Source organism: Paeniglutamicibacter sulfureus (genome assembly GCF_039535115.1).
Classification (GTDB): domain Bacteria; phylum Actinomycetota; class Actinomycetes; order Actinomycetales; family Micrococcaceae; genus Paeniglutamicibacter; species Paeniglutamicibacter sulfureus.
In genome coordinates, this window is sequence record NZ_BAAAWO010000001.1 from 1,074,335 (window position 1) to 1,086,365 (window position 12,031).

Genomic DNA, 12,031 nt, shown 5'->3' on the forward strand with positions numbered 1-12,031 from the left:
CGGGGCCGGGAATTCCACGACGGGCCTTTGGCCCCTTGTCCGGGGCGGGTTCGGCGGCAAGGATGGGAGTTGTGCACGGTAACCGGCACACGCCAACGGGGATCGGGAGGAACCGCCATGGACCACGCAGCGACATCGGATGCTTCCCCTGGCCAGGCCACCGGCACCCACCGCGACGCCGAATCCGCCGCCCCCATCCGCGTCTTCATCCTCGATGACCACGAGCTGGTCCGCCGCGGCCTGGCCGAGCTGCTGGAGGGTGAGGGCTTCGAGGTAGTGGGCACCTCCGGGACGGCGCGCGATGCCCGGAAGCAGATCCCCGCGCTGCGCCCCGACGTCTCGGTGCTGGACGCCCGCCTGCCCGACGGCACGGGCATCGAGGTCTGCCGCGACGTGCGCTCGATCGACGGGTCGCTGAACTGCCTGATCCTCACCAGCTACGACGACGAGCAGGCGCTGCGCGGGGCGGTGCTTGCCGGGGCCGTCGGCTACGTGCTCAAGCAGATCGCCGGCAACGACCTGATCCGCGCGCTGCGCCGGGCAGCTCGCGGCGAATCGCTGTTCACCCCGGGGCTCAAGGCCAGGATCGTCTCGGGGCTCATCACCCACGAGAACACCGACCCGCGCATCAGCCAGCTGACCACGCAGGAACGCCGGGTGCTGGAACTGGTCGGCGAGGGGCTGAGCAACCGGCAGATCGGCGAGCGCATGCGCTTGGCGGAGAAGACGGTGAAGAACTACGTGTCATCGATGTTGGCGAAACTGGGGTTCGAGTCCCGCACGCAGGCTGCGGTGTTTGTGACCCATCCGCTGCCGGGGCGCAACGACGGGGGAACCTAGCCTTCCCTCGCTTCAGGATTCGGCGGGCATCGGCACGACCCAGCGCAGCGTTGTCCCTTCCCCCGGGGCCGAGTCAATGACCAGTGTGCCGCCGAGTTCTGCGGCGCGTTGGCGCATGTTTGCCAGACCGCTTTCGGCCACGGGGGCGATGAATCCGATTCCGTCGTCGCGCAGCACGAGCGCCAGGGTGTCGTCGGTGCGTTCGATGGACAGTTCCACGGTGTGGGCGTGGGCGTGGCGCCCCACGTTGCTCAGCGCCTCGGTGATCACGGCCAACAGGTGGGTGAGCGTGGTTTCGTCGGTGAGGGCGTCGATGTTGTCGCCCAGGCGCAGCGCCGGGGTGAAGTCCAGGGGTGCCGAGGCCCGGCGGATGGCGCGCAGGATGTGGGAGCTGGGGTTCTCCGTCTCCCCCGCATGGGCACGCAGCGAGTAGATGGTGGCACGCAATTCGGCGATGGTGGTGTCCAGTTCCCGGGCAATGCCGCTGGCACGTTCCCGCGTGGCGTCGGTGGGCAGTTGCTTGCGCAGGGCACTGATGCCAAGGCCGGCGGCGAAGATGCGCTGGATGACGATGTCGTGCAGGTCCCGGGCGATGCGTTCGCGTTCCAGGTAGAGCAGCACGTCCTCGCGCAGGTGGTGCATCTGGACCAGTCCCAGGCCTTGGGCGACGTTGTCGGCGAAGATCCCTGCCATCTGGCTCTCGACGGGGCGGTAGGGGCCGGTTCCGTGTTCCCTGATGGCAACGAGCAACCCGTAGTGGGTGCCGCGGGCCGACAGCGCGGCCACCAGGGTGTGGGTCCCGTCGGCCAGTTCCCCCAGCGGAACGATTGCCTCGGGGGTGGGCAGCAGGGTCGGTGCGGTGCGGTGCGGCACCGACCCGAGGCGCTCCCCCGGCTCCAGCAGGACGCGGCCGGCCAGGTGCGGGTGCACGTGCCTGCTGATCCCGGCAATCCGGTATCCACTCGCGCCGGGACCGTCCCCGTCGATGGGGAGCAGCAGCAGGACGTATTTGGCCCGGGCCTCGAGGCGCGCCAGCTCCGCGACATCGTTCAGGCCCTGGGTATGGTGGGGGGATTCGCCTCCCAGCAGACCTCCGATGCGGGCCGAGGCTTCCAGCCAGCGGGCACGGTCGGCGGCGTCCTGGTAGAGCTGGGCATTTTCCAGGGCCACACCCGCACTCCCGGCGAGCGCCTCCCCCAGCTTCCTGTCGGCCTGGGAATAGCGGTCCTTGCCGTTCTTGGGTCCCAGGGCGAGGCGGGCGAAGTGGTGTTGCCGAGTCATCAATTCCAGGCGCAGGCGTTTGGCTTCGTCCTTGCCGGCCGGCTCCCCCAAGGTGGCGGCTTCACTGCCCTTGGCCAGGAGTCCTTGCTGGTGGGAGGCGCTGGTCAGCTCGAGCACCCCCGAGGTGGCTCCGAAGATCTTCATCGCCTCGTCCAGGACGCGGTGGGTGATGGCGGTGACGGAGAGGTCGCTGGCGATCGAGGCCATGGAGGCGAGCAGTTCGCGCACCCGTGCGTCGCTGCGCTTGGACATGTGCACCGTCCTCCCGATTCCACCGTGCCACTCCCCTGTGCCTGCCGGGGGTACCGGCCTAGGCGTCACCTTACTCGCGCACCGCCAGCCGGGAACAGGGGGAAAGATGTATATCCGCAACCAGGCGATGGAGCCTGCGGTGGATTAGATTGGGTGGATGGATATTCGAGTTGCCACCCCTGGGGATTGGACGAGCCTGTGGCCCATCATCGAGGAGGTGGTCCGCGCCGGCCAGACCTACTGCTGGCCCGTGGATGCCACCGAGGAAGAATGCCGCACGTGGTGGATGGGCAAGCCCGGCGGGACGGTCTATGTGGCGGTGGATCCGGACGGGAAAATCGCGGGGACCGCCGAGCTGCATCCCAACCTGCCGGCCGCGGGTTCGCACATTGCCAATGCCGGGTTCATGGTCGCTTCCCATGCCTCCGGCCGCGGGCTGGGGCGCACGCTGGGCCGCCACGTCATCGAGGAGGCCGCGGCGCAGGGCTTCACGGCCATGCAGTTCAATGCCGTGGTTGCCACCAACGCGCATGCCATCCGGTTGTGGCAGTCCCTGGGTTTCAGCATCCTGGCCACGATCCCCGGGGCCTTCAACCACCCCGACCGCGGCATGGTGGGGCTGAACCTGATGTACCGGTCGCTGTAACCGCCCCCCAGGCCGCCGGGCCGTCGTGCCCCGAAAAATGATTAGAACACATATTCGATCAGGCTTTGGGGTGCGTGGTGTTCCAACAACGCTGCCGGAGCTGGCCGGTGTATCCCTGCGGTGTGCTGGTCGACGGCATCGGCGAGGTGCGGGTAGAGCTCTCCCAATCCCCGCCCCGTTATGGTCCGGTGCAGAAGCGGGACTTTACTGTGACTCTTGGAGCTGCGCCCGGTGATCGCCGGATAGACTCAGCCGATGGCCGATGCAGACAGTCCGCGCAGGCCTGAGGACGATGAGTGGATAGCGAAGCACAGGTCGATGACCGGCCACCGCGACACCTGTTGGTTGTTGACTGTGTCGTGTCAATCATCCTCCTGGTCGTGCAGCCGGTGGTCGCCATCGTGCTGTTCTTCCTTGCAGCCCTTGCCGGGTCGTCAAGTTTTCACCAAACGCAATCGGTGCCGCAGTGGGCGGTGACAACCGTGATCGTCTTGGTTTTCGCCGTCCCGCTCGTAGCGGCGGTTTTCACGATTGCACGGATGGTCAATGACCGCGTTTTGGGTGCCGTCGCTGACCATGGCAATGACAACCCTGATGGTCTATTTCCTGTCCTCGTATGGGGCATCGCACTAAATCCCGTCGGCGCGTTCCCACTCACGAATTAGGCAGCCCCCTGGACCGGGAATTCCTTCCAGCGCTGAACCCCACACTGAACCGCGCGGGCACCCGGAAGACTCAGAGGCTTGCCAGCAGCGAGGCCAACGGAGCGGGAATGGCCTCCAACGGCACCGCCTCCGCCAGCAGCCCGGCGTAGCGCACCTTGTTGCCGCTGCGTCCGCCAAAGAACCGCGCCAGCTGGCGATCGATGGGTTGCGCCCGCTGGAAGGGCTGGGACTGCAGGCGCCGGAAGGACACAAGCTCGCCCTGCCCGGCGATGACCGCTTCGACGCCTTCCACGCCCAAGGCACGGATGAACTCGGCTTCCAGGTCCGGGTCGCAGACAAACACCGTCTTCAGCACCCGCTCGAAGTCGCGCCTCTCGGCCGCGTCCACCAAACCGACAAGCCGCTGGCCGTTCAGTTCGCCGGCGGCGCGGCGGGCGCCCTTGGACCCGCCGACGGGCAGCACCCGGGGTTCGGGCAGGGCCAGCCTCCGGGCCAAGGTCCTGATGACGACGGCGTCGCTCTCGCCTTCAACCAGCACGATGCTCATGCAGACATGGATATCACATGGCCTGCCCCCGGCTCCATGGCCGGGACGTGTTCATTCCCCGGCGATGGCCTTGACCGCCGCAACCACGGCGCGGGCGGCGGTGGCAATTTCGGCTTCCTTCACGTTTCGGGTGAAGCTCAGCCGCACCGCGGTGTGTGCCACCTCCTCGTCGTAGCCCATGGCCAGCAGCACGGTCGAGGCGTCGGTGGACCCGGCGGCGCAGGCCGAGCCCGAGGAACACACCACCCCGCGGCGCTCGAGTTCGAGCAGCACCGTCTCTCCGCCGGTCTCCGGAAAGACGAAGGAGACGATGCCCGGCACGCGCCGGGTGGGATCCCCGGTAAGCCTGGCACGGATCCGCCCGCCGGTGTTCAGCCCCTTGAGCACGGTGTCGATGAAGTGCCGTCCGTAGCCGTCGGCGATGCCGCCGGTGTTGGCTGCCGCGGCCAGGGACAGGGCGGTGGCGGTGGCCACGGCGCCGGCCACGTTTTCGGTGCCGGAGCGGCGTTCGCGTTCCTGCCCGCCGCCGTGGACCAGCGGTTCCAGGGCCAGCTTGCCACGGACCATCAGCAGCCCGGCACCCTTGAGCCCGCCGATCTTGTGCCCGGAGATGCTCAGCGCGTCCGTGTGCGCGGCGATCTGGCCCATGTCCAGCCAACCGGCTGCCTGCACCCCGTCGCAATGCACCAGCGCCCCCACCGCGTGGGCGGCGGCCGCCACCTCGGCGATCGGCTGGATCGTGCCGACCTCGTTGTTCACAGCCATCACCGAGACCAGCGTGGTGTCCGGGCGCAGCAGCTTGGTGAACGCGTCGATATCCAGGATCCCGTCGGAACCGACGGGGGCGACGTCGAGTTCGAAGCCGTGGTGGCGCACCAGGTAGGCGCAGGCCTCGGCCACCGCGGGGTGCTCGATGGCCGAGCGCACCAAGTGGCGTCCACGCGGGTTGCCCAGCGCCAGGCCCTTGATGGCCAGGTTGTTGGATTCGGTGCCCCCAGAGGTGAAGACCACGTCCCCGGTGCGCACGCCCAGCACGTCCGCGGCGGTGGCCCGGGCGTAGTCCAGGGCCCGCTTGGCCGTTTGGCCCATCGAGTGGGCGCTGGAGGGGTTGCCGTAGTCGCTGGTCAGCAGCGGGATGATGACATCCAGCACGTCTTGGCGCACGGGCGTGGTGGCCGCCGCATCGAGGTAGATCACGTCAGTTCGCTTCCATCCTGATGTCCAGGCCGAGGTCAAGGGCGCGCACCGAGTGGGTCAGGGCGCCGGAGGAAATGACGTCGACCCCGGTGGCGGCGATGGCTGCCACGGTATCCAGCTTAACGTTGCCAGAGGCCTCCACCAGCGCGGCCCCGGCGATCCGGCGCACGCCGGTGGCCAGGTCGGCCAGGTTGAAGTTGTCCAGCATGATGGTGTCGACCCCGGCGGCGAGCACCGCGTCGAGCTGGTCCAGGGAATCGATTTCCACCTCGAAGTGGACGGTGTGACCCAGGGACGCACGGGCCTTGCGCAACGCGTTGGTCAGCTCCGAGCCTTTGCCCAGCAGGGCGAGGTGGTTGTCCTTGGCCATCACGGCCTCGGAGAGGTTGTCGCGGTGGTTGTGCCCGCCGCCGCAGCGCACCGCGTAGCGCTCCAGCACGCGCAGCCCCGGGGTGGTCTTGCGGGTATCGGCGATCCGGGCGTTCGTGCCGGCCGTTTCGGCCACGAAGGCGGCGGTGGCGGTGGCGATGCCGGACAGGCGCTGGAGCAGGTTCAGCCCCACTCGCTCCCCTGCCAGCAGCCCGCGGGCGGGCCCGGTGACCGTGACCAGGGTCTCCCCGGCGGCGAATCGCTCCCCGTCGGCGAGCGCCGGCACCAGCTCCAGGGCAGGGTCCGAGAGCCTCATGGCGGCGATGAAGCTGTCCAGCCCGGCGCAGATGCCCGGTTCGCGGGCGATGACCGCTGCGGTGGCGGTGGTGTGCGCGGGGATCAGCGTGTTCCCGGTCAGGTCCCCGCGGGGATTGTCCTCTTCCAAGGCAGCCAGGACGATTTTCTCGATGACGCGCACGGGGACCGGCATGACGGAAGCGGTGCGGGTCGGTGCGGGGGCGGTGGTGTTAGACAAGGGTCTTGGTCCTTAGGTTCTGGGTGGCGGCTGTCGCGGCCAGGGCGCGGCCGAAGCGGGGCAGGTGCCCGTTGGCCGGCTGCGGGGCCGCGGTGGCGTCACTGCGGTAGTGCGCGCCGATGGAGTTTTCCCGTTCCAGGGCTGCAGTGGCCACGACGGTGGCCACTGTGAGCAGGTTGGCGCGCTCACGGGAAGCCCGGTCGTTGCCGGTCACTCGCCAGCAAGCCAACCGGTCCAATGCGCTGCGCAGCCCCTCGGCGGTGCGTTCGACGCCAAGGTGCAGCTGGGCCAGTTCCTGCAGCTGGGCCAGGTCCATGTCCGCGGTGGCGGTTTCCGCCGGGTCGCTGCCGGAACCCTCGAAGTTCCCGGCTCCCGCAGGCCGGGTGGCCATCACCTTCATGCCCGCGCTGTTGGCCACCGCAGCGGCCAGGGCGGTGGCGGCCGCGAGGTCGGAGGGCAGGTTCACCACGGTGCGCCAGGCGAAGACCAAGCCCTCGAGCAGCGAGTTGGAGGCCAGCCGGTTGGCGCCGTGCACCCCGGTGCATGCCGTCTCGCCCGCGGCAAAGAGCCCGGGCAGCGTGGACGCGCCGGTGTCGTTGGTCAGGATCCCGCCCATCCAGTAGTGGGCAGCGGGCGTCACCGGCACCGGTTCGGCGGCCAGGTCATAGCCCAGCTTCTTCAGTTCGCGGGTGATGGAGGGGAAGCGGCGGGCCAGGAACCCCGCACCGTGCCGCGCCTCGACGGCGCGGGCATCCAGGTGCACGGTGCCGCCCTGGGCGCGCACCGCGTGGATGGCGCGGGCCACCACGTCCCGGGGCGCGAGCTCTGCATCCGGGTGGACGGCCTGCATGAAGCGCTCGCCGCGTTCGTTCAGCAGCACCGCGCCTTCGCCGCGCACGGCCTCGGAGACCATGAAGCCGCCGGGGCTGACCAGCGTGGGGTGGAATTGGATGAATTCGGCATCGGCCAGCACGGCACCGGCCCGGTAGGCCAGGGCGGCCCCGTCTGCGGTGGCACCGTGCGGGTTGGTGGTGGCGGCAAAGAGCTGTCCGGCACCGCCGGTGGCCAGCAGCACGGCCTCGGCGTGCAGTTCATCGCTCTGTCCCTCGCCTCCGAGCACCCGCACCCCCGTGACCATGGTGGCCGGCCGGTCGGATCCGGCCTCCGCGTACGGGTTTTCCTCGGTCAGCAATTCGGTGACGAATGCGTGCTCGCGGATTTCCAGCCGTCCGGCTGCCTGCTGCGCGCGGCAGGCAAGGATCAGCGCACTGGCCAGGCCCTTGCCGGTGGCGTCCCCGCCGGCGTGCAGGATCCGCGGGTGGGCGTGTGCCGCCTCCAGGCCCAGGGCGAAGGTGCCGGAGGCGTCGGTGTCGAACTCGGCGCCCGCACCGATGAGCCGTTGCACATGTCCCCACGCGGAGGTGCACATGATGGCCACCGCGTCCGCGTCGTTGAGCTGCGCCCCGGCAGTGAGCGTGTCGGCAATGTGGCTGGCGATCGAGTCGCCGGCGGCCGCCCCGGCCGGGCCGACGGCGCTCAGGCCGCCCTGGGCGTACCAGGAGTTGGAGTCGGCGAGCGCGTCTTTGGTCAGCAGGACCACGTCAAGCCCGCGCACGGCGGCCGTCAGCGCGGCGTAGAGCCCGGCTACGCCGGAGCCCACGACCACCAGCCCGGTGGCGTTCACGGCCGTGCCGCCAGCATCCGCTCCAGGGCCACCTTCGCGTCGGCGGCGATCCCTGCGGGTACGGTGATCTGGTTCAGCACGACCCCGTCCACCAGTGCCTCGAGCACCCAGGCGAGGTAGCCGGGGTGGATGCGGTACATGGTGGAGCACGGGCAGATGACCGGGTCCAGGCAGAAGATGGTGTGCTCGGGGTGCTGGGCAGCGAGCCGGTTGACCATGTTGATTTCGGTGGCGATGCCGAAGACCGATCCGGCAGGGGCGTTGGCCACTGCCTTCTGGATGTAGTCGGTGGAGCCTGCCTCGTCGGCGGCGTCGACCACCGGCATAGGGCATTCGGGGTGCGCCAGGATCCGCACGCCTGGGTGCTCCTTGCGGGCGCGCTCGATCTGGGACACGGTGAAACGCTTGTGCACCGAGCAGAAGCCGTGCCAGAGGATGACCTTCGCGTCGAGCAGGGTGGTCGCTTCATTGCCGCCCAGCGGCTTGCGCGGGTTCCACATCGGCATTTGCTCCAGCGGCACGCCCATGGCCTTGGCGGTGTTGCGGCCCAGGTGCTGGTCGGGGAAGAAGAGCACGCGGCGGCCGCGTTCGAACGCCCATTCCAGCACCGTGGCGGCGTTCGAGGAGGTGCACACGATCCCGCCGTGCTTGCCCACGAACGCCTTCAGCGCCGCCGAGCAGTTCATGTAGGTCACGGGGATGACCGAGGCCAAGCCGTCAGCGTCCGACTCGTCGGCATACAGGTCCATGAGCTGTTCCCAGCATTCCTCGACACTGGATTCGTCGGCCATGTCCGCCATCGAGCAGCCGGCGGCCAGGTTGGGCAGGATGACCTTTTGCTCATCCGTGGAGAGCACGTCGGCGGTCTCGGCCATGAAGTGCACGCCGCAGAAGACGATGTACTTGGCCTGTTCACGGGTCAATGCCGCGTTGGCCAGTTGGAAGGAGTCGCCGATGTAGTCGGCGAAGCGCACCACCTCGTCACGCTGGTAGTGGTGGCCCAGGACCACCAGTGAATCACCGAGGGTTTCCTTGGCCGCCAGGATGCGGGCGGTGAGTTCCTCGTCGGAGGCCTCGCGGTATTCGGCGGGGATGTCCCCCTGCCGCGGGGTGTCGGCCGGGGCCACATCTTCCTGCGAGGACCCCGGGCCGTACGCGGCCTCCCCGGTGTCAAAGAGCCAGGGACCCTTGGTCAGGTCGGTGTTGCAGCTGGCTTCGGGTGAAACCAGCTTTAGGGTCTGCAGGGTGGCTTGGATGCTGCTCATGAGATGTTCTCGCTCTCAAGGGGATGGGTGGTTGAGCCGGTGTAGCGATAAAGGCGTGGGGGGCGGTGCTTGCCGCCGGCAAGGAACTCGTCGGTTTCCTCGATGTCGGGGGTGCTGCGCAGCGTCCGGCGGAAGTTTGCCGGGTCCAGCTCCTTGTCCAGCACCGCTTCGTAGACCTCGCGGACCTGGGCGAGGGTGAAGCGCTCGCCGAGCAGGCGGTGGGCAATGGAGCCGTATTCGACCTTGTTGCGCAGCCGCCACAACGCATACTCGATGATTTGGCGGTGGTCGAAGGCCAGGTTCCCCAGGACCTCGGGGTCATCGGCACGGAACCAGGCGACGTTGGAGTCATCGAGCAGCACCGAGGTGGCGGTGTCGTGCGGGTCGTCCTCGCGGACCAGCGCCCAGTAGACGACGGAGACGACCCGGCGGGTGGGCGAGCGGTCCAGATCCCCGAACGCGTAAAGCTGTTCGAGGTAGCGCGGGATGAGCCCGGTGGTGTCGCGCAGGTTGTTCGCCGCGGCGTCGAAAAGCGAGTCGCGGGGCCCCAGGGGGCCGCCGGGCAGTGCCCACTGGCCGCGGAAGGGTTCGCGGGTGCGGCGGACCAGGGGCAGCCACAGGCTTTTGCGCCCGGTGCGCTCGTCGTCGCGCAGCGAGAAGATGACCGTGGACACGGCAAGCGCCGGTGGTTGTTCGCGGCGTTCCGCCACATTCGAAAACTGCAACCGGTCCACCTTCCTAGTTAGTGTCATATTGACCAGAACTAAGAATACAGCGCGCCGCGGCCCGCCACAAGCCCTGTGACGCGGAAGGCCGGCGACAAGTCGAAGCTCCTGGCAGCAAGGGGGGTTGCGCGATGCGTTAGCGACCGCTAACGTATCTTTTGTGCCTGACGTTCTGGAAACCGCTGCCGAGCCCACCAGGCGCGCCCTGCTCCACATCCTTGCCGACGGGGAACACACCGTCAGCAAACTGGCCGAGCACTTCCCCGTGACCCGCTCGGCCATCTCCCAACACCTGCTGTTGTTGGCAGAAGTTGGGCTGGTCACGGCCAGGAAAGACGGCCGAAACCGGTACTACCGGCTTGATCCCTCCGGGATGGCCACGTTGCGCCGGGCGCTGGAGTCCTTCTGGACCACAGAGCTGGACCTGCTGGTCGCCGAGGCCACGGGTCCGAATTCATGAACACCCCAAGGAGAATCCCCATGTCCATCGAAAAATCCGTGTTCCTCCCGCTCGATCCCGAGGCCGCCTTCGAACTGGTGACCCGGCCGGAACGGCTGCGCCGCTGGCAGACCGTCGCCGCACGCATGGACCTGCGTGCCGGCGGCGAATACCGCTGGACCATCACCCCCGGGCATTCCGCTGTCGGCCAGGTCAAGGAGGTCGAGCCCGGCAAGCGCCTGGTCTTCGACTGGGGCTGGGAAGGCTCCGCGTCCGACACCTCGACGGTCACCATCACCCTGGAGCCGGCCGAGGGCGGCACCCGGCTCACCCTGCTGCACGAGGGTCTGGCCACCGAGGAAGTCGCCGGGCACACCGAGGGCTGGAACCACTTCATGGACCGTCTGGTGCGCTTCGTGACCGACGGCGACGCCGGTGCCGACGACTGGGCAGCGGTCCCCGATCCGCTCAACGAGCTCACCAGCGCCGAGGCAACCCTTGCCATCGCCCAGCGCGTCCTGCACCAGCTCAAGCCGGCCGACAACGGCCTGCCCACCCCGTGCGAGAACTTCAGCGTCACCCAGCTGGTGGACCACCTGGTCGGTTCGGTCAGCGGCATCGGCAAGGCCCTGGGCCTGGAATTGCTCGATGACCCCTCCGCCTCGGCCGAGGCCCGGGTGGCCGACGCCGCCCAGTCGACGCTGGAGGCCTTCACCAAGCGCGGGCTCGAGGGCACCATCGACATGGGCTTCGCCGAACTGCCCGCAACCATGGTCGCGAACATCCTGAACCTCGAGTTCCTGGTCCACGCCTGGGACCTGGCCACGGCCACCGGAGCCGAGCTGGACGTCGCCCCCGAACTCTCGGACTACGTCCTCTCACTGGCCCGCAACACCATCAGCCCGCAGATGCGCGGCGCCAGCTTTGCCCAGGAGACCCTGGTCGACGAATCCGCAGCCAGCCTCGAACGCCTCGTGGCCTTCACCGGCCGCGAAGTTTCCGCCCGCTGAGCGGGCCGGAACACCTCAGGAGCACCAATGGTCGACGTCAAATGCGAGATCGTGATCCAGCGGCCGCGGGCGGCCGTTGCCGGGTTCGCGGCCGATCCCAACAATGCACCCACGTGGTACGCAAACATCGGTTCGGCCGTTCACCGCGGCGGCCCGCCGGTGGGTGTCGGCACGCTCGTGGATTTCGGTGCCCGCTTCCTGGGGCGCGAGCTGAAGTACACCTACGAGTTCGTCGAATGGGTGCCCGGCAGCAGGCTGGTCATGCGCACCGCCCAGGGCCCCTTCCCCATGCAAACCACCTACACGTGGAGCGACGAGGGTTCGGCGACCCGCATGGTGCTGGCCAACACCGGCGAGCCGGCAGGTTTTTCCAAGGTGGCCGGCTTCCTGATGGCCCCCATGATGCGCCATGCCATGGGCAAGGACCTAAGGAAGCTCAAGGAGCTCCTCGAATCCGGAGCAGCGGACCGCTGACCCGCAGGTCGCTGCGCTCGCCCCGGCTCCCCTGCCAGGGTGGGCGCATCGGCGTTGTGGCGCGGACACGCAGGTCCGCGACTCCGTTTCGCGTCGGTGCGC

General features: G+C 68.6%; 13 protein-coding genes. 6 read left to right on the plus strand and 7 right to left on the minus strand.

Annotated elements, in window-relative coordinates:
- Positions 1-117 precede the first annotated feature (117 nt).
- Complete coding sequence (locus ABD687_RS04850; protein WP_264269351.1) at positions 118-840, plus strand: response regulator; 723 nt, start codon at positions 118-120, stop codon at positions 838-840.
- 12 nt (positions 841-852) lie between these two features.
- Here the strand turns inward: ABD687_RS04850 and ABD687_RS04855 are convergent, their stop codons facing one another.
- Positions 853-2,373: a sensor histidine kinase gene (locus tag ABD687_RS04855; protein WP_310293114.1), complete on the minus strand. Its 1,521-nt coding sequence runs from the start codon at positions 2,371-2,373 to the stop codon at positions 853-855.
- A gap of 157 nt (positions 2,374-2,530) precedes the next feature.
- On the opposite strand from ABD687_RS04855, the gene ABD687_RS04860 reads away from it, so the two are divergent.
- Complete coding sequence (locus ABD687_RS04860) at positions 2,531-3,019, plus strand: GNAT family N-acetyltransferase (protein ID WP_310293112.1); 489 nt, start codon at positions 2,531-2,533, stop codon at positions 3,017-3,019.
- A 296-nt stretch (positions 3,020-3,315) separates the two neighbouring features.
- Positions 3,316-3,684 (plus strand): hypothetical protein, encoded by a 369-nt coding sequence (locus ABD687_RS04865; protein ID WP_310293111.1) that lies wholly within the window; start codon positions 3,316-3,318, stop codon positions 3,682-3,684.
- Between the two features lie 70 nt (positions 3,685-3,754).
- Here ABD687_RS04865 and ABD687_RS04870 read toward each other — a convergent pair whose 3' ends face one another.
- The 6 genes from ABD687_RS04870 to ABD687_RS04895 are packed head-to-tail and all read right to left on the minus strand — an operon-like array spanning position 3,755 to position 10,006.
- Positions 3,755-4,231, minus strand: a complete 477-nt coding sequence (locus ABD687_RS04870) for an ATP-dependent endonuclease (RefSeq protein WP_310293109.1) — start codon at positions 4,229-4,231, stop codon at positions 3,755-3,757.
- A gap of 51 nt (positions 4,232-4,282) precedes the next feature.
- The gene (locus ABD687_RS04875) at positions 4,283-5,428 is read right to left on the minus strand and encodes a cysteine desulfurase family protein (RefSeq protein WP_310293108.1); all 1,146 of its coding nucleotides are present in this window, start codon (positions 5,426-5,428) and stop codon (positions 4,283-4,285) included.
- 1 nt (position 5,429) lies between these two features.
- Positions 5,430-6,287 (minus strand): carboxylating nicotinate-nucleotide diphosphorylase, encoded by an 858-nt coding sequence (gene nadC / locus ABD687_RS04880; RefSeq protein ID WP_310293538.1) that lies wholly within the window; start codon positions 6,285-6,287, stop codon positions 5,430-5,432.
- Positions 6,288-6,324: 37 nt separating this feature from the next.
- Positions 6,325-8,016: an L-aspartate oxidase gene (gene nadB / locus ABD687_RS04885; protein ID WP_310293106.1), complete on the minus strand. Its 1,692-nt coding sequence runs from the start codon at positions 8,014-8,016 to the stop codon at positions 6,325-6,327.
- Complete coding sequence (nadA, locus tag ABD687_RS04890; RefSeq protein WP_310293104.1) at positions 8,013-9,281, minus strand: quinolinate synthase NadA; 1,269 nt, start codon at positions 9,279-9,281, stop codon at positions 8,013-8,015. Before nadA ends, nadB begins: the two co-directional genes overlap by 4 nt.
- Entirely contained in the window at positions 9,278-10,006 is a 729-nt protein-coding gene (locus tag ABD687_RS04895) for an NUDIX hydrolase (protein WP_310293102.1), read from the minus strand. The genes nadA and ABD687_RS04895 overlap by 4 nt, the downstream gene beginning before the upstream one ends.
- A 160-nt stretch (positions 10,007-10,166) precedes the next feature.
- On the opposite strand from ABD687_RS04895, the gene ABD687_RS04900 reads away from it, so the two are divergent.
- Genes ABD687_RS04900 through ABD687_RS04910 form a run of 3 tightly spaced genes read left to right on the plus strand, consistent with a single transcriptional unit; the run spans position 10,167 to position 11,929 of the window.
- Complete coding sequence (locus tag ABD687_RS04900) at positions 10,167-10,466, plus strand: ArsR/SmtB family transcription factor (RefSeq protein WP_310293100.1); 300 nt, start codon at positions 10,167-10,169, stop codon at positions 10,464-10,466.
- Between the two features lie 20 nt (positions 10,467-10,486).
- The gene (locus tag ABD687_RS04905; protein ID WP_310293099.1) at positions 10,487-11,455 is read left to right on the plus strand and encodes a TIGR03086 family metal-binding protein; all 969 of its coding nucleotides are present in this window, start codon (positions 10,487-10,489) and stop codon (positions 11,453-11,455) included.
- A 27-nt stretch (positions 11,456-11,482) separates the two neighbouring features.
- Positions 11,483-11,929 carry an SRPBCC family protein gene (locus tag ABD687_RS04910; RefSeq protein ID WP_310293098.1) on the plus strand — a complete coding sequence of 149 codons (447 nt, stop codon included), beginning with the start codon at positions 11,483-11,485 and terminating at the stop codon, positions 11,927-11,929.
- Positions 11,930-12,031 lie beyond the last annotated feature (102 nt).